The organism is Enterocloster bolteae, from assembly GCF_002234575.2.
In the GTDB taxonomy this organism is placed as follows: Bacteria; Bacillota; Clostridia; order Lachnospirales; family Lachnospiraceae; genus Enterocloster; species Enterocloster bolteae.
The window spans coordinates 58,509-82,644 of the sequence record NZ_CP022464.2 but is presented as its reverse complement, the minus strand read 5'-3'; the positions used below and the strand labels follow the sequence as shown (position 1 = coordinate 82,644).

General features: G+C 50.8%; 24 protein-coding genes. 2 read left to right on the top strand and 22 right to left on the bottom strand.

Going from position 1 to position 24,136, the window contains the following annotated elements; all coding sequences use genetic code 11:
* Positions 1–114: 114 nt before the first annotated feature.
* The 9 genes from CGC65_RS00415 to CGC65_RS00375 all read right to left on the bottom strand — a co-directional run bounded on the left by CGC65_RS00415 (position 115) and on the right by CGC65_RS00375 (position 7,787).
* Complete coding sequence (locus CGC65_RS00415) at positions 115–1,467, bottom strand: acetyl-CoA carboxylase biotin carboxylase subunit (RefSeq protein ID WP_002565803.1); 1,353 nt, start codon at positions 1,465–1,467, stop codon at positions 115–117.
* Between the two features lie 20 nt (positions 1,468–1,487).
* On the bottom strand, positions 1,488–1,913 hold the full coding sequence (gene fabZ / locus CGC65_RS00410) for a 3-hydroxyacyl-ACP dehydratase FabZ (protein WP_002565802.1): 426 nt from the start codon (positions 1,911–1,913) through the stop codon (positions 1,488–1,490).
* 27 nt (positions 1,914–1,940) lie between these two features.
* Entirely contained in the window at positions 1,941–2,459 is a 519-nt protein-coding gene (gene accB / locus CGC65_RS00405; RefSeq protein WP_002565801.1) for an acetyl-CoA carboxylase biotin carboxyl carrier protein, read from the bottom strand.
* Positions 2,460–2,475: 16 nt separating this feature from the next.
* A complete protein-coding gene (fabF, locus tag CGC65_RS00400) occupies positions 2,476–3,714 on the bottom strand; it encodes a beta-ketoacyl-ACP synthase II (RefSeq protein WP_002565800.1) in 1,239 nt (412 codons plus the stop codon).
* A gap of 48 nt (positions 3,715–3,762) precedes the next feature.
* Positions 3,763–4,503, bottom strand: coding sequence for a 3-oxoacyl-[acyl-carrier-protein] reductase (gene fabG / locus CGC65_RS00395; protein WP_002565799.1), 741 nt, complete (start codon positions 4,501–4,503; stop codon positions 3,763–3,765).
* A 17-nt stretch (positions 4,504–4,520) separates the two neighbouring features.
* A complete protein-coding gene (gene fabD, locus CGC65_RS00390) occupies positions 4,521–5,444 on the bottom strand; it encodes an ACP S-malonyltransferase (protein WP_002565798.1) in 924 nt (307 codons plus the stop codon).
* A 71-nt stretch (positions 5,445–5,515) separates the two neighbouring features.
* Positions 5,516–6,442, bottom strand: a complete 927-nt coding sequence (gene fabK, locus CGC65_RS00385; protein ID WP_002565797.1) for an enoyl-[acyl-carrier-protein] reductase FabK — start codon at positions 6,440–6,442, stop codon at positions 5,516–5,518.
* 98 nt (positions 6,443–6,540) lie between these two features.
* A complete protein-coding gene (gene acpP / locus CGC65_RS00380; RefSeq protein ID WP_002565796.1) occupies positions 6,541–6,774 on the bottom strand; it encodes an acyl carrier protein in 234 nt (77 codons plus the stop codon).
* 50 nt (positions 6,775–6,824) lie between these two features.
* Positions 6,825–7,787 (bottom strand): beta-ketoacyl-ACP synthase III, encoded by a 963-nt coding sequence (locus CGC65_RS00375; protein ID WP_038282391.1) that lies wholly within the window; start codon positions 7,785–7,787, stop codon positions 6,825–6,827.
* 271 nt (positions 7,788–8,058) lie between these two features.
* Between CGC65_RS00375 and CGC65_RS00370 the strand changes: the two genes are divergently transcribed.
* Entirely contained in the window at positions 8,059–8,322 is a 264-nt protein-coding gene (locus CGC65_RS00370) for an AbrB/MazE/SpoVT family DNA-binding domain-containing protein (protein WP_002565794.1), read from the top strand.
* A 128-nt stretch (positions 8,323–8,450) separates the two neighbouring features.
* Here the strand turns inward: CGC65_RS00370 and rsmI are convergent, their stop codons facing one another.
* The 7 genes from rsmI to CGC65_RS00335 all read right to left on the bottom strand — a co-directional run bounded on the left by rsmI (position 8,451) and on the right by CGC65_RS00335 (position 15,885).
* Positions 8,451–9,296 carry a 16S rRNA (cytidine(1402)-2'-O)-methyltransferase gene (rsmI, locus tag CGC65_RS00365; protein ID WP_002565793.1) on the bottom strand — a complete coding sequence of 282 codons (846 nt, stop codon included), beginning with the start codon at positions 9,294–9,296 and terminating at the stop codon, positions 8,451–8,453.
* Positions 9,297–9,382: 86 nt separating this feature from the next.
* Entirely contained in the window at positions 9,383–10,165 is a 783-nt protein-coding gene (locus CGC65_RS00360) for a tRNA1(Val) (adenine(37)-N6)-methyltransferase (RefSeq protein ID WP_002565792.1), read from the bottom strand.
* On the bottom strand, positions 10,155–11,087 hold the full coding sequence (locus tag CGC65_RS00355) for a PSP1 domain-containing protein (protein ID WP_002565791.1): 933 nt from the start codon (positions 11,085–11,087) through the stop codon (positions 10,155–10,157). The genes CGC65_RS00360 and CGC65_RS00355 overlap by 11 nt, the downstream gene beginning before the upstream one ends.
* A 35-nt stretch (positions 11,088–11,122) precedes the next feature.
* Positions 11,123–12,112: a DNA polymerase III subunit delta' gene (gene holB / locus CGC65_RS00350; RefSeq protein ID WP_002565790.1), complete on the bottom strand. Its 990-nt coding sequence runs from the start codon at positions 12,110–12,112 to the stop codon at positions 11,123–11,125.
* 189 nt (positions 12,113–12,301) lie between these two features.
* Positions 12,302–13,063 carry a response regulator transcription factor gene (locus CGC65_RS00345; RefSeq protein ID WP_002565789.1) on the bottom strand — a complete coding sequence of 254 codons (762 nt, stop codon included), beginning with the start codon at positions 13,061–13,063 and terminating at the stop codon, positions 12,302–12,304.
* On the bottom strand, positions 13,056–14,774 hold the full coding sequence (locus CGC65_RS00340) for a histidine kinase (protein WP_002565788.1): 1,719 nt from the start codon (positions 14,772–14,774) through the stop codon (positions 13,056–13,058). Before CGC65_RS00340 ends, CGC65_RS00345 begins: the two co-directional genes overlap by 8 nt.
* Position 14,775: 1 nt before the next feature.
* Positions 14,776–15,885 (bottom strand): ABC transporter substrate-binding protein, encoded by a 1,110-nt coding sequence (locus tag CGC65_RS00335; protein ID WP_002565787.1) that lies wholly within the window; start codon positions 15,883–15,885, stop codon positions 14,776–14,778.
* A gap of 169 nt (positions 15,886–16,054) precedes the next feature.
* On the opposite strand from CGC65_RS00335, the gene CGC65_RS00330 reads away from it, so the two are divergent.
* A complete protein-coding gene (locus tag CGC65_RS00330) occupies positions 16,055–16,909 on the top strand; it encodes a hypothetical protein (RefSeq protein ID WP_002565786.1) in 855 nt (284 codons plus the stop codon).
* Positions 16,910–16,987: 78 nt separating this feature from the next.
* Here CGC65_RS00330 and CGC65_RS00325 read toward each other — a convergent pair whose 3' ends face one another.
* From CGC65_RS00325 to CGC65_RS00300, 6 genes are all read right to left on the bottom strand, one after another.
* Positions 16,988–18,121 carry a mandelate racemase/muconate lactonizing enzyme family protein gene (locus tag CGC65_RS00325; protein WP_002565785.1) on the bottom strand — a complete coding sequence of 378 codons (1,134 nt, stop codon included), beginning with the start codon at positions 18,119–18,121 and terminating at the stop codon, positions 16,988–16,990.
* A 74-nt stretch (positions 18,122–18,195) separates the two neighbouring features.
* The gene (locus tag CGC65_RS00320; protein WP_002565784.1) at positions 18,196–19,431 is read right to left on the bottom strand and encodes an MFS transporter; all 1,236 of its coding nucleotides are present in this window, start codon (positions 19,429–19,431) and stop codon (positions 18,196–18,198) included.
* A 155-nt stretch (positions 19,432–19,586) separates the two neighbouring features.
* Positions 19,587–21,050 carry a sensor histidine kinase gene (locus tag CGC65_RS00315; protein WP_002565783.1) on the bottom strand — a complete coding sequence of 488 codons (1,464 nt, stop codon included), beginning with the start codon at positions 21,048–21,050 and terminating at the stop codon, positions 19,587–19,589.
* Positions 21,047–21,712 carry a response regulator transcription factor gene (locus CGC65_RS00310; protein ID WP_002565782.1) on the bottom strand — a complete coding sequence of 222 codons (666 nt, stop codon included), beginning with the start codon at positions 21,710–21,712 and terminating at the stop codon, positions 21,047–21,049. The genes CGC65_RS00315 and CGC65_RS00310 overlap by 4 nt, the downstream gene beginning before the upstream one ends.
* On the bottom strand, positions 21,684–23,306 hold the full coding sequence (locus CGC65_RS00305; protein ID WP_002565781.1) for a BCCT family transporter: 1,623 nt from the start codon (positions 23,304–23,306) through the stop codon (positions 21,684–21,686). Before CGC65_RS00305 ends, CGC65_RS00310 begins: the two co-directional genes overlap by 29 nt.
* Positions 23,307–23,659: 353 nt before the next feature.
* Entirely contained in the window at positions 23,660–24,136 is a 477-nt protein-coding gene (locus CGC65_RS00300) for a hypothetical protein (RefSeq protein WP_002565780.1), read from the bottom strand.

The following is a 24,136-nucleotide window of genomic DNA, read 5'->3' as shown; positions in this document are numbered from 1 at the left end:
CGCACGCCAGCTCCTGTCCTCCAGGCGCTAATGTGCGAAAGCACTTCGCCATACTTAGCGGGGTCTTTAACAATTTAGTATGGTCGATGTTTCCTTCCCGTCAGCGGCACAAAATCACCGCACATAGTCCGGGAAATGCTTCTCAATAAAGCTGGTGTCTGTATCTCCCTGCTGGAATGCGTCATTTTCCAGGATTTCATACTGGAAGTTGATATTTGTCTCTATTCCCTCTATGATTACCTCGCCCAGGGCGCTGCGCATCTTGGATATGGCCGCCTCCCGGTCCTTGTCATATACTATCAGCTTCATCAGCATGGAGTCATAGTTTGCAGGCACCTTATAATCATTGTAAATATGGGTGTCCACGCGGACTCCGTTGCCTCCGGGAATGTGAACATTGGTGATGCGTCCCGGACATGGCATGAAGTTCTTAGAGGGATTCTCGGCATTGATACGGCACTCAATGGCATGGCCTTCAATCCTCACATCCTCCTGGCTGACGCTTAAGGTTTCCCCTGCAGCCACCCGGATTTGCTCCTTAATCAGGTCCATTCCCGTAACCATCTCAGTAACAGGATGCTCCACCTGAATCCTGGTATTCATCTCCATGAAATAAAAGTTCTTATCCTTATCCAGAAGGAATTCTATGGTTCCCGCATTCTCATATCCCACTGCCTTGGTTGCCTTTACGGCGGTATCGCCCATGGCTTTTCGCAGGCCGGGTGAAATCACATCACAGGGTGCTTCCTCCAGCACCTTCTGGTGGCGTCTCTGGATGGAGCAGTCACGCTCTCCCAGATGGACCACATTGCCGTGCTTGTCGGCCATGATTTGGAACTCCACATGCCTTGGCTTTTCAATGTATTTCTCAATATACATGGTGTCGTCGGAAAATCCCTTCACCGACTCCATCTGGGCCGCGTTAAAGAGCTCGGTAAAGTCCTCCGGGCTTCTGGAAATCCTCATGCCCTTGCCGCCGCCGCCGGATGACGCCTTAATCATCACCGGGAAGCCGATTTCTTTTGCCATGGCCAGACCGTCCTCAGCCGCGTGGACCGGTTCCTTGCTGCCAGGCACCACAGGCACCCCTGCTTCCATCATGGTTTTTCGGGCTTCGGATTTATTGCCCATCTTATTGATAATTTCCGCGCTGGGCCCGATAAACGCAATATTGCACTCGGCGCACAGCTTGGCAAACCTGGCATTCTCAGACAGGAAGCCGAATCCCGGATGGATGGCGTCCGCCTTCATGGCCACTGTGGCTGCCAGAATCCTCTCAATATTCAGATAACTGTCCGTGGAGGCTGCGGGCCCGATACAGATAGCCTCGTCGGCCAGCATGGTGTGAAGACAGTCCCTGTCAGCCTCGGAATATACGGCCACGGTCTGAATTCCCATCTCACGGCAGGCCCGGATAACGCGGACCGCAATCTCACCTCTATTGGCAATCAAAATCTTGTTAAACATCGGCATTCTCCCTCGATTCCCTAACCTACCATGAATGTTAGCTCTGCGCTCACCGCCAGCTTTCCGTCAACCGTCGCAGTGGCCTTTCCCACGCCAACCGGTCCCTTCTGCTTGATGATTTCGCACTCCAGCTTTACTCTGTCGCCCGGCACTACCTTGCGTTTGAACTTAGCCTTTTCGATGCCTCCAAAGTAAGCCACCTTTCCCTTGAACCCTTCCTGGGACAGAATGGCCACTGCCCCTGTCTGGGCCAGGGCCTCAATCAGCAGCACGCCCGGCATAACCGGCTCCTGCGGAAAGTGTCCCTTAAAAAATGACTCATCATAGGTCACGCATTTATATCCCACGGCGCGCACGCCTGGTTGCAGCTCCTCAATACAATCCACCAGCAGGAAAGGATGCCTGTGCGGTATGATCTCCTGGATTTCTTTAACTCCCATCAACATATCCTTAAATCCCTCCGTCTTTTGGTATTATTTGATGCGGAACAATGGCTGGCCGTATTCCACCACTTCCTCGTTGTTCACAAGGACAGCTTCCACGATACCGTCGTATTCACTCTCAATCTCATTCATCAGCTTCATGGCCTCGATAATTCCCAGTACCTGGCCCTTTTTCACGGTATCTCCTGCCTGTACAAAAGGAGCAGCGTCCGGTGAGGAAGCATTGTAGAAGGTTCCCACCAAGGGGGAAGTAACTACCTTGTCTGAACCAATATCAGCGCGGCCAGCCGTGTCCTGGGCTGCCTGAGGCATCATCACACCCTGAGGCATCATGGCCGGGGACATCATGGATGGAGCTGCCAGGCCGTTCTGCATAGCTGCCATCTGCATGGACGGCGCGTCTGGGGACGGAGCGCTTACCGTTACAATCTGAGGCATCTCTTTTTCGCGCTTCAGTGAAAGCTTAAGCTCTCCTTCCTTTAACTCCAGGCTGGTCAGCCCGTTGTCTGAAACTGCCTGCATTAATTTTATGATTTCATCTACGTTCATAGCTCATGGCCTCCTATTATTCGCTGAACTTTTTCACAATCAGGCTGGCATTATGTCCGCCAAATCCAAGGGAATTGCTGATGGCCACATCCACGTTCATGGAAACGCCGTCGCCCATGGTATAATCCAGATCGCAGCCCTCTCCCGGCTTCTCAAGTCCTACTGTGGCATGGACAAATCCATCCTGGATGGACTTCACACAGGTGATAAACTCCACGCCGCCTGCTGCTCCCAGAAGATGGCCAATCATGGATTTGGTGGAGTTAATCTTCACTTTTTCCGCATGGTCTCCCAAAGCCAGTCTGATGGCCTTTGTCTCAAACAAATCATTGTGATGGGTGCTGGTGCCGTGGGCATTGACATAGTCAATATCCTCCGCAGCCATGCCTGCATCCTTCATGGCGTTCTCCATGGCACGGGCTGCGCCGCTTCCGTCCTCTGCAGGGGAAGTGATGTGGAAGGCGTCACAGGTGGCGCCGTATCCAACTACCTCTGCCAGGATATTGGCTCCTCTGGCCTTTGCATGTTCCAGGGACTCCAGCACTACCACGCCGGCTCCCTCGCCCATAACAAAACCATTTCTGTCCTCGTCAAAGGGGATGGATGCCCTGGAAGCGTCCTCTGTGGTGTTCAGGGCTGTAAGGGAGGTAAATCCCGCAATGCCGATAGGGGTAATGCTGGCCTCTGCTCCGCCGGCCACCATCACGTCCGCCTCGCCGTACTGAATGGAACGGAACGCCTCACCGATGGAATGGGTTCCGGTTGCGCATGCAGTTACCACGTTGAAGCATTTTCCCTTAAGCCCGAACTGGATGGCAACATTGCCTGCGGCCATGTTGCTTATCATGAGTGGCACCAGAAGGGGGTTCACACGGCTGGGTCCCTTCTCGTTAAGCTTCTTTACATCCTTTTCCATGGCCTGGAGAGAGCCGATGCCGGATCCCACGCACACGCCTACTCGGTAGGGATCCTCCTTCTCCATATCAATGCCGGACTGCTCCAGGGCTTCCTTGGATGCAGCCACCGCAAACTGAGAAAATGCCTCCATACGGCGGGCTGCCTTGGCATCCATGTACTGTTTTGGATCAAATCCCTTTACCTCTGCTGCCAGCTTGCACTTATAATCGGTTGTATCAAAATAAGTAATGGGGCCGATTCCAACTGTCTTATCCTTAAGTCCCTGCCAGAAGCTCTCCACATCATTTCCAATGGGAGTAATGGCACCCATACCGGTTACTACTACTCTTGTTTTCATACTATCTCACTCCTGTTCTTTTCAGCCCGGAAAATATTCCAGGTCATCCTACATGGCCATTCCGCCGTCTACGCTTAAGACCTGGCCTGTGATATATCCTGCCTTATCAGAAGCCAGGAAAGCAACTGTCTCTGCAATGTCCTGGGTACTTCCGAAATGTTTCATTGGAATCTGCTCCGTGGCAGCTGCCTTTACGCTGTCGCTGAGAACATCGGTCATCTCCGTTGCAATGAAACCAGGAGCCACTGCATTTACCGTGATTCCCCTGCTGGCCAGCTCCCTGGCAGCTGATTTGGTGATGCCGATGACGCCGGCCTTGGCCGCGCAGTAATTGGCCTGGCCCGCATTGCCCAGAACCCCTGATACGGAGGAGATGTTGATGATTCTTCCTGCCTTCTGCTTTAACATCTGGCGGGAAATATGCTTGATGCAGTTAAATACGCCCTTCAGGTTCGTGCTTATGACAGCGTCAAAATCTTCCTCTGACATCTTCATAAGCAGGTTGTCCCTGGTGATTCCCGCATTGTTCACCAGGATATCCAGACGGCCATACCTGGAAACCACGTCTGCCATCATCCTGCCGCAGCTCTCAAAATCGGAAACATTGCACTGAACTGCCTCTGCCTTGCCTCCTGCTGCTTCGATTTCCTTCACTACTTCCTCTGCCTTTGCCGCAGAGCCATTATAATTCACGATTACGGATGCGCCTTCCCGGCCCAGTGTAAGGGCAATCTGACGGCCGATTCCGCGGCTTGCGCCTGTTACCAGTGCAATCTTTCCTTCCAGCATATGGTCTCTCCTCCTGCTTATGACTTAAGTGCTTCCGCTACTTTACTGATATCTTCTAATTTTTCCACATTGAGGGTTTTCACGTCCCTGCTTATTTTCCTCATGAAGCCGGCCAGGGTCTTACCTGGTCCAATCTCGATGAAGGTGTCCACGCCGTCCGCAATCATGGCTTCCACGCTCTGCTGCCATCTGACCGAGGATGAAACCTGCCTTGTGAGCAGCTCCTTTACCTCTGCGGCGTTCTTAACATACTGTGCCGTCACATTGGCCACATAAGGAATCTGCGGCTCATGAAGCTCCACCTGGGAAAGGACCTCTCCCAGCTTCTCGCCTGCATCTGCCAGCATACCGGAATGGAAGGGTCCGCTGACATTTAACATCACTGCCCTCTTTGCTCCGGCTGCCTTTAACTTCTCACAGGCGTCTTCCACAGCAGCCTTCTCACCGGAAATTACAATCTGTCCCGGACAGTTATAATTGGCAATCCACACGCCTTCCATGGCTCCTGTCACTTCTTCAATGGCAGAAGCGTCCAGGGCCAGGATAGCTGCCATGGCGCCCTCGCCCACAGGTACGGCCTCCTGCATAAGTATTCCCCTCTGGCGGACGGTACGGATGGCATCCTCATCACTCATGACTCCGGCAGCTGCCAGGGCGCAGTACTCTCCAAGGCTGAGTCCCGCGGCCACATCCGGCTTAATTCCATTTTCTTCCAGAACACGCATCATGGCGATGCTGGCGGTTACCATGGCTGCCTGGGTGTATTCCGTGATATCCAGCCTGTCATTTTCCTCAAAGCACAGCTGGGGCATGGAAAATCCCATTAACTCTGTTGCCTTGTCAAAGATTCTTTTTCCGGTCTCAGTCTGCTCATAGAAATCCTGGCCCATTCCGCAGGCCTGGGCTCCCTGTCCAGGGAAAATAAATGCAATCTTGCTCATACCTGTTATCTCCTTATCCTAAATCCTGTCCCAATCAACTGGTTCCTGCCGGCAAAATACGCCGTGCGGTATTAGTTCCAGCCCATCAGCTTACCTGCCTGTGCCATGATTTCCTCAATCATCTCCTTACAGGTCTGCTCCTTGGATATCATGCCTGCAATCTGTCCGGCCATAACGGTTCCGCCGTTTACATCGCCTTCCATAACCGCTTTGCGCAGGGTTCCCAGAGTCAGGTACTCCAGCTCCTCAAAGGACTTGCCCTCCTGCTCCAGTTTGATGTATTCCCTGGTCATCTGGTTCCTGAGACCTCTTACAGGATGGCCGTGGCTGCGTCCTGTGACCGTGGAATCAATATCCTTGGCCTTGATAATGCGCTGCTTATAATTCTCATGTACAATGGATTCTTTGGCAACCACGAACCTGGTTCCCATCTGGACTGCCTCAGCACCCAGCATAAAGGCCGCGGCTATTCCTCTTCCGTCTCCGATACCGCCTGCCGCGATAACAGGAATGGAAACAGCGTCCGCTACCTGGGGAACCAGCGTCATGGTGGTCTGCTCTCCTATATGGCCGCCGGACTCCATGCCCTCAGCCACCACTGCGTCCGCCCCGTACTTCTCCATACGGCGGGCCAGGGCCACGCTTGCTACCACAGGAATCACCTTAATGCCTGCTGCCTTCCACATTTCCATATATTTTTCGGGGTTTCCGGCACCGGTGGTAACCACCTTGATGCCTTCCTCCACAACCACCTTTGCCACATCCTCCGCATGGGGGCTCAGCAGCATGACATTGACGCCAAAAGGCTTATCTGTCAGCTCCCTGGCCTTGCGGATCTCGTCGCGCACCACTTCCCCCGGTGCATTGGCACCGCCAATCAGTCCGAAACCACCTGCTTCGGATACGGCTGCTGCCAGGTTGTGTTCTGCTACCCAGGCCATGCCGCCCTGAATAATAGGATATTCAATTCCTAACATTTCTGTAATTCTTGTTTTCATTGTTCTACCTCCAGTTCTACATTTCCTGGGCTTTCCCCTATTAAAGTAACAGCGTGCTTCAATTCATCCACACGCCGTTGTCAAACCCTATCTGCTATTTATGCCTCTACGCCTTTGGCTTTTAAGTAGTTCATAACCTCTCCGACCGTGGTTAACTGCTCTAAATCCTCAGCAGGAATCTCTACAGAGTACTCATCCTCCAGAGCCATAACCAGCTCAAACAGGTCTAAGGAGTCAGCGCCTAAATCTTCCTTGAAGGAGGAAGCCTCTGTAACGGTATCTGCCTCTACGCTTAACTGCTCTGCAATAATTTCTTTCATCTTCTCTAACATGGTTGTTGTTCTCCTTTTACATTTTCTTGATTTATATTATAATTTTATTTTTACCACTCTAACAGGGCCGCACCCCAGGTAAGGCCTGCGCCGAATCCGGACAGCACCACTTTGTCTCCTGCTGACAACATTCCCTTACGGTTCATCTCATCTAAAAGGAGGGGAACTGATGCCCCTGATGTATTGCCGTAGTGTTCCATATTCACCGGGAAACGGTCCACATTTACCTTCAGGCGTTTTGCTATGGATTCAATGATCCGGTAATTGGCCTGATGGATTGCGAAATACCTGACATCCTCTGCCTTTACGCCTGTATCGTCCAGTACTTCCATTATGCACTGCGGTACTTTTTTTACTGCAAATTTAAATACTTCCTGGCCGTCCATGGTCATATATCCCAGCTCCGGCTTCTTGCCCATGAGGAAATTTCCATTGGTCCTGGAACCGCAGGTCAGCACTCCGCCTTTTGTACCGTCTGAGTGCATGTTCATTCCCAGAATACCGGTTTCATCGGCTTTTACCACCACTGCGCCTGCGCCGTCTCCAAATAACACACAGGTTCCCCGGTCCGTCCAGTCAATCAGCTTGCTGAGCACGTCTGCGCCAATCACAAGAGCTGTCTTATAGATGCCGCTGCTTATAAATGCATGGGCTGTATTCAGCGCATAGACAAATCCGGTGCAGGCCACGCTCAGGTCAAAACAGGCTGCGTTTACCGCGCCTATGCGGCCCTGTACCTCGCATGCGCCATTGGGAAAACAGTAATCCGGCGATGAGGTGGCCAGCAGTATAAGGTCTATTTCCTCAGGCTTTACGCCTGCATTCTCCAGCGCTTTGATTGAGGCTTCAGCCGCCATATAGGAGGTGCTTTCGCTGGTGGCAATCCTTCTCGCCCCTATCCCCGTCCGGCTGCGGATCCACTCGTCGTTGGTCTCCACAATCTTTGCAAGGTCGTCATTGGTCACAATCTGCTCCGGTACATATGAACCGGTTCCTACGATTCTTGTTGTCATTCTTCTTACCCATCCCGAATCCATCAGCAATCAGCGGACTCATGCCTTCCTTCTTTTGCTTGCTCAGAGGAAATACTTTGAACATCAAAGTAATACTACAGGAAACGTAAGTATTTGTCAAGAAATATTTTTTGTCGCTTTTTGTTAACTTTACTGTTCTCTTACATTTCTTACCAATTCTGACATTTACATATATTGACTTTGCTCCCTGAATTTGGTAAGTTAAACTTGTACAAATGGGGCGAATACATTTCACAAGGGGGTATTAACCATGAAAACTACAGGTGTTATCCGTAAATTGGATGAACTCGGCAGAATCACCCTTCCCATCGAATTAAGAAGAAGCCTTGATTTGGATGTGAAAGATGGTCTTGAAATCACGGTTCAGGATGACTGTATCATCCTGAAGAAGGCAGAATGTGCTGACATCTTCACCGGAAGCACTGACGATTTGCTGGAATATGAAGGCAAAAAAGTATCGCGTCAGTCCGTTGTCGCACTGGCTAAATTAGCCGGCCTTAATGTCACCGAGTAATCAAAGCACGTACATAGAGAGAACCTGCGGCTCCTTCTCAACATCAGAAGGCATATACGCCGCAGGTTCTCTCTATCTCTTTGCGTATCGTTCCAAATCATTCTCATCCCATATTGTCTGCGTCCCCATCACAGAAGCTGCTGGTACACATCCCGCTTTGTGATTCCCCGGTCCCTGGCCACTGCCTTCATGGCTTCCTTCCTATCCATGCCCTGGTCCGTATAGAAGGCCAGATGTTCCTGAATTTCCATCTCTTCCCAGCGGCTTATCTGCTCCTTCCGCAGCTCCTCCAGAGGCTTTCCTTCTATTACTATGACACACTCTCCTTTAGGCTCCTCCTCATGGTAGTGTTCCAGGGCATCCCGGAACGTGGTCCTGTAGGCTGTCTCATATTTTTTCGTAAGCTCCCTGCATATGGTTATGTTCCTGTCCCCAAGGACCTTATATAAATCTTCAAGTGTTCTCACCAGATGGTGGGGCGCCTCATATACGATAATGGTCCTGGTCTCCTGCCTCAGCTCCTCCAGGATTCTGGCCCGCTCCTTCTTATCCCCCTTCTCAGAGGGCAGAAACGCCTCAAAGCAGAATCTCCTGGTGGATAGCCCTGACATGGTAAGGGCCGTGATACATGCTGCCGGACCAGGAAGAGAGGTGACCTGGATTCCCGCCTCATAGCACTGCCTTACCAGTTCTTCTCCCGGATCCGATATACCGGGGGTGCCCGCGTCCGTAATCAGGGCTATGTCCACCCCTTCTTCCAGCTGGCCCACCAGGTATCTGGCCTTGTCCACCTTGTTATACTCATGGTAGCTGGTCATGGGAGTCTTTATATCAAAATGATTCAGAAGCTTGATGCTGTGGCGCGTATCCTCTGCCGCAATCAAATCCACTTCCTTTAATGTCCTGAGTACCCTGAAGGTAATATCCTCCAGATTGCCGATTGGCGTTGCGCAGAGATATAGTGTTCCTGCCATGGCCCTCTCCCTTCTGTTCTTTGGATGCTTAAGCGTCTGTTCCCGGAACATTTAAGCGTCTGTTCTTTGGACGCTGCCATCATCCGTCAATATCCGTAGGTGGTCCGTATCTCCGGGGAATACTCCCCATTCTGGTCAAAGACAATGACCGGAGCTTCCATCTTAAGGAGAGGACCGCCTCCCCTCACAGCCTCTATGAGCACCATATTGGCCTCCCGGTCCGCATAAGGATGGACCATCTTCATGCGCTTGGGCTCCAGGCCATGGCGCTTCATGACAGTGATAATTTCAATCAGCCGTCTGGGCCTGTGGACCATGAAAAAACGGCCTCCCGGCTTCAGGACCCGGGTTCCCTCCCTCACCACATCCTCCAGCGTGCATTTAACCTCATGGCGTGCAATGGCTTTGGCATCCCCCGGATTCTTAAGCCCATGGGATTCATTCATATAGGGGGGATTCGTGGTTACCACATCAAAAGAAGCCAGTGCAAACAACCTGCTGGCCTCCACTATATCGCCGGTGACAATGTCCACCTTGCCTTCCAGATGATTATATGCCACGCTCCGTCTGGCCATGTCCGCGGACTCTTCCTGTATCTCCAGGCCGGTAAAGTGGCTTCCCTCTGTCTTGGCGGTAAGAAGAATAGGAATGATGCCTGTGCCTGTTCCCAGGTCCAGCACCTTTTCCCCCTTTTTCACAACGGCAAAGCCGGACAGAAGGACGGCATCCATGCCGAAGCAGAATGCGCCCTTCCTCTGGATGATTCCATAATGGTTGCGCTGCAAATCATCGATCCGCTCGTCGTCCCGCAGCATAATGGTTCCTTCCTGACGCCAAGTGTGTTTCACCGTAACTGTATCAGTTGTCATCCAGCTTCGACTTTCCTTCCTTCTTTTCAAGGGCTTCCAGCTGCTTAAGCTCTGCGTCCGGCGTGTCGCCTCCATGCTTTTCTCCGCCGCCCTTGCCCTTCTTTTTCCTGGGCTTGAACTTAAGCTGGTCCACCTTGTATTCCCTGATTTCTTTTTCGTCCCGCTCCACGGTCACTATGACCTTAACCTGCTGGCGCAGCACGTTGACGCTGTGCACCTCGCCCTTTAACCCGTCGCTTGTGGTTACATAGTCTCCGGGATTGGGCAGCTTGCTGTTTAATACCTCATATGTCTCCTCTTCATTCTTAAGGCAGCACATAAGGCGTCCGCACACGCCTGATATCTTGGTGGGATTTAAGGACAGGTTCTGTTCCTTTGCCATCTTGATGGAAACAGGAATGAATTCAGACAGATAGGAATGGCAGCACAGCGCCCTTCCGCAGATGCCGATGCCTCCCATAATTTTAGTCTCGTCCCTGACGCCTACCTGGCGCAGCTCAATCCTGGTCTTAAACACGCTGGCCAGATCCTTCACCAGCTCCCTGAAATCAATTCTGCCGTCGGCGGTAAAGTAAAACAGGACCTTATTATTATCAAATGTGTATTCGGCGTCAATGAGCTTCATATCCAGATGATGCTTTTTGATTTTTTCCTGGCAGATTTTAAAGGCATCCCTCTCCTTCTGCTTGTTCCTGGCCTCTGCCGTCTCATCCTCATCCGTGGCCATACGGATCACTGATTTTAAGGGCGGAACCACCTTGGATTCATCCACTTCCCGGTTGCCCAGAACCACATACCCGTACTCAATCCCCCTGGCCGTCTCCACGATAACATGGTCGCCTGTCTTAATCTGGCGGCCTGCGGGGTCGAAATAATATATCTTTCCTGCGGTGCGGAAGCGCACCCCGATTACTGTAATCATTCTGTGTTCTCCTTCTCTTGCAGCCCTGACACGTCCTAATTCTCCTTCATGGTAAGAAGCATCAGCTCCATGACCAGTTCGGTGTTCACGTTGGCGTCCAGCCTGATTCTGGCCTTGTCAATGGCTTCCAGAATTTTCTCCAGACCGTCATAGCCGCTTGTGGTGCTGACACTCTTAACAGCGGAGAATTCATCCCTAAATATCAGCAGGTTAATATCCTTTGTGGTTTTATACATCAGGATATCCCTGTACCACATCTGCATAAAGTCCAGGCATTCCCTGATATCCAGGTTCTCCTCCTTAACCTTGCGGATGTAGTCTAAAAGCTCGGATATATCCGTATCCTTGATGTGCTTCAGCAGATGAAGCATCTCCCGGTACATCACCCCAAACTCCTCCGACTGGGCCAGGTGGATGGCCTTGCCCAGATTGCCTCTGGCAAAAGCCGCGTATATATCAGCCTCGCTCTCATTTTCTCCCAGAGACTGAATCAGATATTCCTTTACCACGCTGTCCTTTAAAGGCTTCAGCTTAAGCTGTACACACCTTGACAGGATGGTGGGCAGAAACGCGTCCTGATTCGTGGTCAAAAGCAGGATAACCGCATAGGCAGGGGGCTCTTCAATGGTCTTAAGAAGGGCGTTCTGGGCCTGTACGGTCATCTTCTCCGCCTCATCCATTATATATATCTTATAATAACTGCTGTAGGGACGTACCTGGATGGTATCGTTAATCTGCTCCCTTATATCGTCCACGCCGATGCTGGCGGGCTTTTCATGTGTCACGTAAATAAGATCCGGGTGATTTCCGGAAAGTACCTGTTTGCAGGCATGGCACTGCATACAGGGCTCCTCCATCCCCTTTTCGCAAAGCAGGCTGAGGGCAAATGCATTGGCCAGGGATTTCCTTCCCATTCCAGCCTCGCCGCTCAGTATATAAGCATGGGAAACCTTCCCTGTCTGCACTGCGTTGCGGAAATGTTCCTTTATCTGTTCATGTCCTAATATATCGTTAAATCCCAACATAGTGATTGGTTCCCCCTTGCGCTGCCGGCCTGGTTTCCAAAACCCCGGAAATGCCCTAAACCGGTATATCCGGACCTCCATCCCGGCAGGGACAGACATCCTCAATAAGTATAGCATAAGAATTTTTCAATGTATAGTACTACATTTTTCCCTGTTTTTCCTATTTATAACCTCTGTGAACCCCCGCCGCTATCTGCACCTGTCCTGATACTCGGACGGCGACACCCCCAGTATCTTCTTAAACTGCGCGCTGAAATACGCTGTGTCTGAATAGCCCACCTGGTCCGCCACCTCGTATACCTTTACCCGGCAGTCCTTTAGCAGGTTCATGGCCATCTGCATCCGGTAATAGGCCAGATAGTTGGTAAAGGTGTAGTCGGTTTCCTTCTTAAAGACCCGGCTCAGGTAGCCTTCGCTGATTTCCAGAAAAGAGGCCACGGTGCTGATGGTGATATCCTCCCGGTAATGCTCCCTGATATACCGGGTGGCTGCCTCCACATACTTATTCTTGGATTTTTTATCGGAATGAAAGCGCAGGACCGGAGCCGCGTCTGTCTCCTCCTCCTTTGCCGGACGTTCTTCCATCTGCTCTCTGATGTGCCTCACCGCCTGTTCCAAATCGCCGTCCCTCAAAGGCTTTAACAGATAGTCGCTGACTCCCAGCCTGAGAGCGCTCTGGGCGTATTTAAAATCGCTGTAGGCCGTCAAAATAATGAATTTGGCCCGGCAGCCCTGTTCCCGCAGTTTTGTTATCATCTCCACGCCGTCCATTCTGGGCATCTTCACATCCGTCACAATTATATCCGGGGACAGGCGGACCGCCAGCTCTGCCCCCTCCTCCCCGTTGGCAGCCTCCCCTGCAATCACACAGTCCAGTGCCGCCCAGTCAATGGTCAGGATAATCCCGCGCCTGACCATTGTCTCGTCTTCCACCACAATGACTTTATACATCCGGTACCTCCTTCTGAACCGGCAGCCTGAGGGTGATGGTGGTCCCATCCTCCGTGACAGCCGCCTTCACACCGTACTCCTGTCCGTAATATATTTTCAATATGTTGATAACATTGTACAATCCCAGATGGCCGTCCCTCTTTGCCGGAGCTTCGCTGTTAATCCAGTCCTCCATCTCCCGGCTCATGCCGCATCCGTTGTCTGTCACCGATATGTTAAGTATCCCCTCTTTCTGGAACGCGTAAATACAGATGTAGCCGTGTCCGCAGCCGTCCAGTCCATGGATGATGGCGTTTTCAACCAGGGGCTGCAGGATCATCTTGGGCACCATGCAGTCCTCCAGCTGGTCCGGTATCTCTGTCTCATACAGGAACCGCCCTGTAAAACGTATTTTCTGTATCTCCACATAGCTCTCGATGGTCTCAAGCTCCTCTCTGAGTGTGATAAAGGGCCGGCTGGATATGCTTTTTCTCAGAATGACAGCCAGGTTTTCCGCCAGCACTGCAATCTCCGGAACCTGGTTGATTCTGGCGTTCCACTTAATGGAATCCAGGGTATTATAGAGAAAATGAGGGTTCAGCTGGGTCTGGTACAGCTTAAGCGTGGTCTTATTTAAATCCTTCTGCTTCTGCACCGTATCATCCAGGTACTTCTGCAGGTCCCCGGTCATCTGGTTAAAGCTCTCTGTCAGCCTGCCCAGTTCATCCTGCCGGTTGGTGCGGATGCGGATGGACAAATCCCCTTTTTTCACCTTTGCCATGGCCTTATCCAACAAGCTCACCGGCTGGCCGATGCTCCGGGACAACGCGCCTGATATGAAAAGGCAGAGCACCAGTCCCAGGCCGGACAGCGCAAGGCTCACCGTACCCATGGTGCGCACGGCCGGGGCGCTGATGGGAGCGGAGCAGCGCAGCAGGATGTAAAAGCCCTGGGAAGGTTCCCTGGTCCACAGATATCTGGTATATACCCCCTCTTTTTCCGTCCCGCCCTGGCCCGATATGGTATGCCCGATTATATCACTGATTTCACGTTCCCCGTATTCCGGCCTGGAACAGTAGAGGGGCTTCTGGTGGGAATCCAGTACCAGCAGTGTATCACCGGACGAATAAAAACCGTTCAGCAGGTTGTCAAAATTTTCCCTGGTAAAGTCCAGCACCACATACCCGGTCCTGGCCCCGTGGATGCTCTCCAGTGAAAATGCACCCTGCATCAGCACGTCGCTGCCGGAGGACGGCAGGTAAGGATCTGTCCTGTAATAGGTGATTCCCTGCTCCCCCGACGCCTTGTTGAGCAGTCCCCAGTTCACAGGCAGACGGCTGCTCTTGGGCGCCGTATCCGTGGTAAAACGCAGTTTCCCGCCCGCATCATAGATACTGAACTGCGCATGGCTGTATATCTCCTGAACCGCCTGGTACATGGACAAATACAAATCCTTCTGGAACTCTATGGTCTTATTGTCAATCATGACCCATGCCGCAGAACCGTCCTCTGTCAGCGTTTCACAAGCTTTCTGGCAATTTTCCAACAGCTGGGTAAACCGTTCCCTGACTTCTTCCAGCTGCTGGTTTCCGTCCACGGTTATCTGGCGGTTGATTGAGGCAGTAAACAGACGCATCATCACAACACTTGAAAATGTAAGGGGCACCAAAGCCACCAGAAGGCAGCCCAGAAATACCCTGGTTTTAAAAGAGAGTCTCCGGTACCATATCATTTCATGCCCCCCCCCCCGCATTTTGCCGGGACAGAATGCTGTTCCACCTGGCCAGTACATCCTTCTTTTCCCTGGAAAGCTCCTCCAGGTCCATCTCAATCAGCGGCAGCCTGCCAATGGGCGACAATCCCGGCAGCGGCGGCACATCTCCTCTCACGGAGCGGCGGTTTAAATCCGACACCAGAATCCTCTGGGTATCCCTGCTCACCGTAAAATCCAGGAACTGCCTGGCAGCGTCAGGATTCGCGCATCCCTTTACAATGGCTGTGCCGTCCGGAAGGGCCGTGGTTCCCTCCTGGGGATAAATATAATCCACGTCAGCTCCCTCTGACAGCAGGGCCTGGGCGGACTCCTCCATGGTGACCCCAAGGGAATACCTTCCATCCAGGATACCGGCATTCACCTCCTGCATACTGTCCAGGGTGCCATATTCCAGATTTTCCATAAACCGTTCCAGGTAATCCCCCTTTTTCTCCCATGTATGGACAGCCGTCACAAGGGCAGCCGAATACACATCAGACCGGCGCGGGTCCACAAATGCAATCCTTCCCTTCCACCTGGGCTCCAGAAGGCTGTTCCACCCCACCGGCAGTTCGCGGTAGGTCACCACATTTGTATTGTACATGATGACCAGAGGCAGGGCGGAGAAGCTGGTCCACCGGTTATCCTCACATTGGAAGCTATCTGTTATAAATGCTGCCTCCGGGCTTTTATATTCCTGCCAATGTTCCTTGGTCTGTTCCAGGGTCTCTATCCCCACTCCAAACACCACATCCCAATCCGGTTTTTCCTCCTCATTCTCCAGTCTGCCTGTCATTTCCTCGGAGGACCCCCGTTCCACCTTCACCATCAGGTTGGTGCGCTCCTCAAACTCCTTGATGATGGGCTCATATATCTCTTCCTCCTGGGCCGTATAGAGAACCAGGTCCGGCACAGCGGGCATGGGAGCTGTCTGCGGACCTGACTGGCATGAGGAAAGAGCTGCCGTACACAAAAAGCATAGGGCACAGAACGCTATATCCCGTTTTCCCCAGGCAGTCCTATTTATCCCCTTCACACTCCCTCTTTTACCCTTCACAGCTGCCTTCATACCCATGACAGTCTTTTTCATACGCTTGTTTCCTTCCCGGCATTGGCGCCCCAATGTCAATCAGTCCCATTTGCTACATTATACCAAAGAAAAACCCATTTTTCCATTGACGAAGCCATTGAAATCATTCCTGCCCCGTGTTACCCTTAAGACAGAACGCGGAAATTACCGTTAAACGGAGGCAAACAATATGGGTGTCCAAATCATTGAACAATTTATCTGTTCCAAATACCTGGACCAGAAGAAATGCGAGGACGGTCTTTTTATCAGCAATGACTTTATCGCGGTCATAGACGGTGTCACCAGCAAGGGAGAGCTTACTTGGCCGGACGGGTCAGAAGGCGGATCCGTTTTTCTTTCTCCCATGACCAGCGGGCGCTATGCCAGGGAGATACTGGCCCAGGCTCTTAAAACCATGGAGCCCGGCATAGACGCTGCTTCTGCGATGGAATATTTAAACCAGGCCTTAGCAAAAGCCGGAAGCGGACGGCGTGAATTCCTGAGGGACCACCCGGAGGAGCGGCTTCAGGCAGTGGTCATCCTGTATAGCTGTCAGAAAAGGGAAGTGTGGGCCTTTGGGGACTGTCAGTGCCTTATCGGGGATACCCTTCACTCCCACGGCAAGGAAATCGACGGCCTCATGGCAGAAATCCGCTGTCTCTATAACCAGGCTGAACTGATTTTAGGCGGAGCCGAAGATGATTTTGCCCGGCATGACCCGGGCCGGGCCTGCATCCTTCCTCTGCTGCGCCGCCAATTCCTTCTGGCCAACCAGGACCGGCCCTATGGCTATGATGTACTTGACGGTTTTGCCATTCACTCTCACCATGTGTCCGTCTATCCGGTCCCGCCCCAAACCCAGGTCGTACTGGCCAGCGACGGTTACCCCGTATTAAAAGACACCCTGGCTGAAAGCGAGAAGTCCCTGGATGAGTTGTTGCAGAAAGACCCTCAGTGCCTCTGGGAAAACAGAGGAACAAAAGGTCTTGTAAAAGGAAACCAGAGTTTTGATGACCGGACCTATGTGAGGTTTGCGGTGTTTTAACCATTTTCCAACCAGAGCCCCATACATGCCTGAGGGCGCCCCCTGCCTGAACAGGGAACGCCCTTATGGTTTCTATACTTATTCACCTACATAGTAATCCTTAATCTCATATTCCCTCAGCGCTTCCTCATCCGGCTCAAATCCAAGTCCTGGTTTCTGGGGAACATGCATGTAACCGTCCTTGTCAACCAGGACTCTATCCTCCTCCTTAAGGATGTAATCCCTGCGGTCAACCGTCCATACAGGCGGATCAAATGGGTATTCCAGGTATTCCGCGTCGCTGACAGCACAGGCCATATGAAGGTTAGCCAGAAGGCCCACGCCATTGGACCATGTGTGGGGACAGAAAACAGCTCCCTTGGACTGCACATAGTCGGCAATCTTCTTGGTGCGGGTAAAGCCGCCGCACAGCACCGTATCCGGCTGGTACACGTCATAGCTTCCCTTATCTGCCAAATCCCTGAAATCATGCCATCTGCGGTTCATCTCACCGCCTGCAATCCGGATATCCGTCATCTCCCTTAAGCGGGCCAGATTGTCGTAATCCGCATGGTGAAGCGGCTCCTCCAGCCAGTATACTCCCAGCTTCTCCAATTCCCTGGCCACCTTCACTGCCTTCTTCAAATCCCAGATACGCTCCACATCCCATGGCATTTTCCATGCCTGGTTGCCGTCCACCATAATTTCCATCTTATCGCCAATGGCCCCACGGACAGCCTCTACCACCTTGATATCCTCTCTCACATCCTCATGGTGGAAACGGATTTTCATTGCCTTAAATCCCATCTCCACATATTCCCTGGCCTTCTCAGCTCTTTCCTCTGCCGGAATCCTGGCCCCGCAGGAGCAGTATGCCTTTATCTTATCCTGTTTCCCGCCCAGAAGTTTATATATGGGCTGTCCGCATTTCTTTCCAATGATATCCCATAGAGCAATGTCTAAAGGCCAGCACCTTCCATAATGGAAATCAATGTTATCAATAATCTTGTTATGGTTTTCCATCTCAAACGGATCCTTGCCGATAAAGAATTTCTCATGGCCCGCAAAGCCTGTCATCAGATCGCCGGATCCGATTCCTGTAATTCCCTCATCTGTGTATACATAAACAATGGTAGACGCGAATTTTACCCGTGGGTTGGGATCCCATGATGCCAGGAATGGCGGGTCCAATGGCTTTGCATACTGTTTGATTTCAATACCTGTGATTTTCATAAAATACCTCCATACATATATATAATTTTTTATTCATTTCCATTGCCAATTTAATGCTGTCCCTCTTCATTCACTTAACCCTTTGCAGGGATTTTCCTGATACTCTTAATCAGGATGACCGCCACTGCCGCGCCCACAATACAGGTTCCGATGCCATACAGGAACATGGAGCGGTAACCCTGTACGCCCTGGTCAATCCAGCGTCCAATCATGGTATACAGAAATACGTCAGGGAGATAACCGATACAGGATGCCATACCGGAAACCGCGCCTGTGACAGAACGGTCAATCTGCGCCTCGTCAATGACTGCAAAGTATATGCCTCTCACCGCGTACACGGTTACATTTAACAGGATGAAATCAAAGACACAGAGCATGGCCAGTGAAGGCTGCTGCGGTGTAAGCAGGAACACAATCAGAAATGCAATAATGGCCGTATACCCCAACAGAACTGTCTTTATCCTGGAACCAATCTTGTCAGCCAGGAAACCGCCTGTGATTCCCCCTGCAAACTGTATGATGTAACGGATGCCTCCAATCTGGACACTGAAATTCTTGGACATGCCATATACAGATACCATATAAGGCGGCAGGAAGCTGAGGATTGCATAGATGGAATAGGCTGTGAAAATAATGAGACATATCATCCACATCTTGGGCATCAGGAGCACGCTCTTAATCTGCTGCACCAGGCTTGTACCGCTTACCACATCCTCCTTCTTATCCTTAATCAGGAACCAAAGGGCAATGCCGACTATGATGGCCAGCAGGGCATAGGAGCGAATCACCCAGCTCAATCCGAACTTTCCGCCTCCCAGGCTGTTAAAAAGCCCCAGAAGCACAAACACGGCCGTTGCCGACACAACTCCTCTTCCGCCCTCCAGTATACCGAACAGGCGGCCCTGTTCATTGCTGTCCCCCAGACACCGCACTGCCTTGATAAGCGCTGACCAGTATGTAAGTACGGTGGTCACACCGAAGGCCGCAAATATCAGCCTCATGGTGCCATAGCTGGGGAAGGTGGAGAATAGAAGTCCCACCAGGCCCGTGGATATGAAGGAAATAGTCAGCAGCTTCCTTGGGGATACGCGATCCGCAATCCACCCGCCGAAGAAATAACATATCATGGAAATGGTTGCATAGGACGTGGACAGTGCTCCAAATTCCTCATTGCTTAGATTAAGGGCCTCCACCAGAGGAATATAAAATGTATTCCGGATATAGGGAAGCTGGAAAATAACACCTGTACCGCAGCAGAGCACCAACAGGGATGTCCACTTTTTCATATCAAATTTTTTATTACTGTTCACTATAAAACCCCCTTTTGTACCGTCTTCTCTTGGTTTTTGTTGATACGCGTCTCAACTTGTCTCTCATTATACCGTATAAAAATCAAACTGCCGTCTTCTTGTTCAAAAGACAACAGTTTGGTTACAGCTTTGATACAATCCGTCCCAATTTCCTGTCAGCGTATGATGTTGGACGCCTCATACACCCACAAAGAATCCTTTTTCACCTGGTCTGTCTGTTCCGGCGATTCCAGTCGCAGGTAATCAGCAGCGGGAAACCTCATCGTGACCGTGGTATACGCTCCCACTACACTCTCATATTTCAGCGAGCCGTGATGGTGCAGCATCACCGACTTGCAAATGGCCAGTCCCATGCCAAAACCGTCTCCTCCCTGGCTGTGGGCCTTATCCCCCTTAAAAAACGGCTGGTCTATCTTATCCAGAATATCAGCCGGGATTCCGATTCCATGATCTGTTACCTGGATGTAAGCCAGTGCCCCCCCTTCGCCGGCTGCCCTGACTTCAATGACTCCGCCTTCATGGGAAGCCTTGATTGCATTGTCCAGGACATTTTCCATCATGGTAATGAGAAACTCTCTGTCACCATAGCAGAATATACCCTCCGGAATATCCGAAGTAAAATGAATCTGTTTCTGCCCGGCCTTCATCCTCACAGCCATCAGCGATGTCTCCAGCATCTTTTTTACGTCCTGCCGCTCTATGTTCAGCAGCCCCGGCTGTATACGCGACAGCTTAATCATTTTCCGGGTAATGGAATTCAGCCGTTTTCCCTCTTCCAGGATATAATCCAATGCCTGTTCCTGAAGCTCCCTGTCACACTCATGATTCTTAAGCAGCTCTGCGTAACCAATGATGGATGTGAGAGGGGTTTTTATTTCGTGGGTCAGATTGCCTACAATCTGTTTGTAATCATCAATGTTCCTGTTGATGGCCTCAGACATCAGATTAAAGTTATGGGACAGCTCACTGATTTCATCCTCCCCCTCAACGGCCAGCTTAAGGGGAATGGATTCCTGAGCCATAAGCTTTGCCGCTTCATTCAGCCGTTCAATGGGCGAGGTAATTCTCTTGGTAATCAGAAACATAATCATGGCTGTGATAAAAGCCTGTATCAGGCACAGAGCAAAGAAAATATTCAGCTGCATGTCGCAGGATTTATATATATCAGATAAATCCTTAATCATCACAACCTTATACATGGCATTGTCACAGGGAAATTCGGACTCCACGTACAGATACCTGGAATCCCCTATATCCTTCATATACGTAGGCGTATATGCTGCCTGTCCCTCCACGAAAGTATAGCGCGGTGCCGGAGGAAACTTCTCAAAACTGTCATATCGAAGCTCCTCCCCCTCCCAGACCTGAAGATACCTTCCCTCACCCGCCAGTTCTTCCCTGAAACCATCCATGAACCCTGACAGCCCGCTCTGCACATCTGGTTCCCGGAAAAAAGATTTTATTTTCCGGGCGTAGACAGACTGGTAATATTCCGTCCTTTTCATCTCACCTTCCAGCGTAAAATGCAGCCCGGTCACCACAATATAGAATCCGCAGAAAAAGAATATGGCCACGCTGGCTATAAATGCGCCCAGAAATATTTTCTGCCAAAGCTTCATCTGTCATCACTCCCTTTAAGCAGATACCCCACCTTGGTTATGGTCTGTATGGCGCCCTCCCAATCCAGCTTTTTTCTCAGCCTCTGGATATGGATATCCACAGTCCTGGTCTCCCCCACATAATTATATCCCCATACATCGGAGAGGATTTCCTTTCTGGTCAGTACCTTATCGCAGTTGGAACACAAGTAGTACAGCAGGTCAAATTCCTTGGGTGTCAGCTCTATCTCCTTTCCGTCCTTAAGCACACGGTGCTGGTCCGGGTCCACGCTGATATTCCTGACATTGAGGGACATGGGGCGGCGCCTGCACCGGCGCAGTACCGCTCCCACCCTGGCTAAAAGGTCCATGCTGTCAAATGGTTTTGTAATATAATCGTCTGCCCCCACCTGAAGACACTGGACCTTACTGCTCAAATCGTCCAGGGCCGTCACCACGATAATGGGCATCTGGCAATCCTTTACCCTGGCGAGAATATCCACTCCGCTTACCTTTGGCAGCATTAAGTCCAGAATCAGCAAATCAAAGGGTTCCGCCTCCAAAATTTCCAGTGCAAATTCCCCGTCATAAACCTGACTGGTATCATATCCGGCAAAAGACAAATGGGTTTTAATCAAATTGGAAATAGCCTTATTATCTTCCGCAATCAGTATCCTGTACATGTTTCCCCTCCCCTGTATCTTCCTTTCCGTTTCCTGTATCCTGCCGGCATTTATCATACTTTTCAGGATGGCGCATAATTTTAATCAACGCGGCGCAGGATGCAATCTGCAGAAACATGGATGGAAAACCGCCTATGCTGGCAAGAGTCTTGGCTCCCCCCACTCCTGTAAAAACAGCCATGACAGCTGCCATGACACCAATTATCATACCCCATAGTATCTTAAGGCCGGCCGGTGCCTCCATTTCCTCCTCGGACATTCCCGAGGTGCACACAGAAGCAATTGCGTTGGTATTGGAATCCGCAGCCGTAACAAAAGATATGAAGGTTGCCAGCACGAATATGGGAATACACAATTGTCTCAGGGGAAGCACCTCGAAAAGTTTATATACAATGGATTCTGCCCCTGAAGTCTCCAGCAGCGGAATCAGACTTTCCTGCATATGCATGTGGATAGCCGTACCTCCGAATATGGAAACCCAAATCATGGAAAAAACAGTGGGCACAAACAGATTTATGATAATACAGTCCCTGATTTTGTATCCCCTTGCCAGCTTTCCTAAAAACAGGGCTGTAACCGGAGCCCAGGCCAGATAACTGGCCCAGTATCCTACCTTCATGTTCCCAAGGCTGGACCAGGAGCTGTTGCCCAGGTTCATGGAATCCGTAAACAGGTTGCGCATAAAGAAGGAATCCATCAGCTCTCCCACTGATTCAACGCCAAAGTTCAATATGAATTTTGTGGGTCCAAACAGGAAAATGAACAGAATCAGGAATGAAAATATATATACATTAAAGCTGGAAAGCCACTTAATTCCCTTCATAATGCCCGAAGACGCCGATATGGTATATACCAGGATAATGGCCGCCATGACGATTATCAGCATAATGCCGTTGGTAGGTATTCCTGTTATGTTGGATATGCCTCCCGCCACAGAAAATGCCCCTGTGGACAGGGAACCCGACATACCGGCGCAGAGTATGAAAATACAGAGGGCGTCGATGATGTCTGCCAGCCTTCCCTTTGTTGCCCGTTCCCCCAGCAACGGCGAAATGCAGGCCCCCAATGAAAATGGTTTCTTCATATTGTAATAGGTAAACGCGAATACAGTTGCGGCCAGGGCATAAATTGCATAGGGTGTAATACCCCAGTGCAGATACATCTGGGCCATGGCAAAAACAGCAGCCTGAGGTGAGTTGGGCTCTATATCAAAAAACGGCGATGGATCACTCATAAGATACAGCGGCTCTGCTGCTGCCCAGAACATAAGACCGGCGGCTATGGTCGTACACAAACTGATTGCAAACCAGTTGAATTTGCCCAGTATCGGTTTGGCATCCTTTCCGCCAATCACTGTATTTCCAAATTTAGAAAAGCAGGCATAGAAGCATACCCCCACCGCTGCCAGTCCATAACCTGAGAACAGCCATTTAAAATTCCCCCAAATCCAATCCTTTACCCCATTGACCACCTTCAAAAAAGCATCCTGGGACACAAATCCCAAAATCAATACCATCAGCAGCACTAAAAACGGAGGCCAGAATACCCAGCCTCTTAATCTGCTTTTTCTCTTTTGCCCCGACACCTTCTCCATTACCAGTACCTCCTCATCTTTAGTCTGAGCCCCTTTTCTGCCCGAAGACTTATAACCGGTGATTGTATATATTGACCTGTAAAATAAAGTAATTAGGCTCATTATACCATTTGAACCTAGAGTCCAGAAACAATTTTACAACTTTGATACAAAAACCAGGCAAATAATCCGCCAATTTCACCCCCTTCCCTCTCTTTTTTATGGAAGCATCTGACTTACAGTCTGCCGGCGTTCCTTTTTCCACATCCGATACAAAACAGTTACATCTTCATCCACAAAAAAAGGCTGCAATTCCACCGGCACATGCCAACGAAACCGCAGCCTTCCTCACACATTACTGCTTAAATCACAATTCATATAACTTCATTACCCTGATCCAAATATTTTCTCACCCCTGCCTCAAACAGCTGCTGCCGTTTCCTTGCCGTTTCCCGGCAGGCTTCGGCTTCCTCCTTCCACACATCCGCCACCAGCCCCGGACAGTCTCCCATTATCCGGCACAATTCCTCAGCTGTATACACAGCGTCCTCACCCAGGCCAAGAATATCCATGATGCGGCAATCCAGCATCTTATTGTAGCTATTCTTGGAACGGATTCCCTTTATATGTGAAATACAATCCGTACATGTTTTGTCACTGCCCAGGAACCTGCATGGCCCGCATATATCATCAGCCCCGGATGTGACTTTTATCTGTATCCGGTGATTCCCTATAATCTCATTTGCTGCCCGGTAAAAATCATGGCCGTAATCCGTATCCGGTACAAAAACCTGGATTCCGCCTCCATACAGCTTGATAATGTCCATAAAATGATGGGGTTTGATTACCAT

Coding starts and splice junctions, on each gene's coding strand:
- CGC65_RS00415 (WP_002565803.1), bottom strand. CDS start 1,467: ATGTTTAACAAGATTTTGATTGCCAATAGAGGTGAGATTGCGGTCCGC.
- fabZ (WP_002565802.1), bottom strand. CDS start 1,913: ATGTTGATGGGAGTTAAAGAAATCCAGGAGATCATACCGCACAGGCAT.
- accB (WP_002565801.1), bottom strand. CDS start 2,459: ATGAACGTAGATGAAATCATAAAATTAATGCAGGCAGTTTCAGACAAC.
- fabF (WP_002565800.1), bottom strand. CDS start 3,714: ATGAAAACAAGAGTAGTAGTAACCGGTATGGGTGCCATTACTCCCATT.
- fabG (WP_002565799.1), bottom strand. CDS start 4,503: ATGCTGGAAGGAAAGATTGCACTGGTAACAGGCGCAAGCCGCGGAATC.
- fabD (WP_002565798.1), bottom strand. CDS start 5,444: ATGAGCAAGATTGCATTTATTTTCCCTGGACAGGGAGCCCAGGCCTGC.
- fabK (WP_002565797.1), bottom strand. CDS start 6,442: ATGAAAACAAGAATTACAGAAATGTTAGGAATTGAATATCCTATTATT.
- acpP (WP_002565796.1), bottom strand. CDS start 6,774: ATGTTAGAGAAGATGAAAGAAATTATTGCAGAGCAGTTAAGCGTAGAG.
- CGC65_RS00375 (WP_038282391.1), bottom strand. CDS start 7,787: ATGACAACAAGAATCGTAGGAACCGGTTCATATGTACCGGAGCAGATT.
- CGC65_RS00370 (WP_002565794.1), top strand. CDS start 8,059: ATGAAAACTACAGGTGTTATCCGTAAATTGGATGAACTCGGCAGAATC.
- rsmI (WP_002565793.1), bottom strand. CDS start 9,296: ATGGCAGGAACACTATATCTCTGCGCAACGCCAATCGGCAATCTGGAG.
- CGC65_RS00360 (WP_002565792.1), bottom strand. CDS start 10,165: ATGACAACTGATACAGTTACGGTGAAACACACTTGGCGTCAGGAAGGA.
- CGC65_RS00355 (WP_002565791.1), bottom strand. CDS start 11,087: ATGATTACAGTAATCGGGGTGCGCTTCCGCACCGCAGGAAAGATATAT.
- holB (WP_002565790.1), bottom strand. CDS start 12,112: ATGTTGGGATTTAACGATATATTAGGACATGAACAGATAAAGGAACAT.
- CGC65_RS00345 (WP_002565789.1), bottom strand. CDS start 13,063: ATGTATAAAGTCATTGTGGTGGAAGACGAGACAATGGTCAGGCGCGGG.
- CGC65_RS00340 (WP_002565788.1), bottom strand. CDS start 14,774: ATGATATGGTACCGGAGACTCTCTTTTAAAACCAGGGTATTTCTGGGC.
- CGC65_RS00335 (WP_002565787.1), bottom strand. CDS start 15,885: ATGAAAAAGACTGTCATGGGTATGAAGGCAGCTGTGAAGGGTAAAAGA.
- CGC65_RS00330 (WP_002565786.1), top strand. CDS start 16,055: ATGGGTGTCCAAATCATTGAACAATTTATCTGTTCCAAATACCTGGAC.
- CGC65_RS00325 (WP_002565785.1), bottom strand. CDS start 18,121: ATGAAAATCACAGGTATTGAAATCAAACAGTATGCAAAGCCATTGGAC.
- CGC65_RS00315 (WP_002565783.1), bottom strand. CDS start 21,050: ATGAAGCTTTGGCAGAAAATATTTCTGGGCGCATTTATAGCCAGCGTG.
- CGC65_RS00310 (WP_002565782.1), bottom strand. CDS start 21,712: ATGTACAGGATACTGATTGCGGAAGATAATAAGGCTATTTCCAATTTG.
- CGC65_RS00305 (WP_002565781.1), bottom strand. CDS start 23,306: ATGGAGAAGGTGTCGGGGCAAAAGAGAAAAAGCAGATTAAGAGGCTGG.
- CGC65_RS00300 (WP_002565780.1), bottom strand. CDS start 24,136: ATGGTAATCAAACCCCATCATTTTATGGACATTATCAAGCTGTATGGA.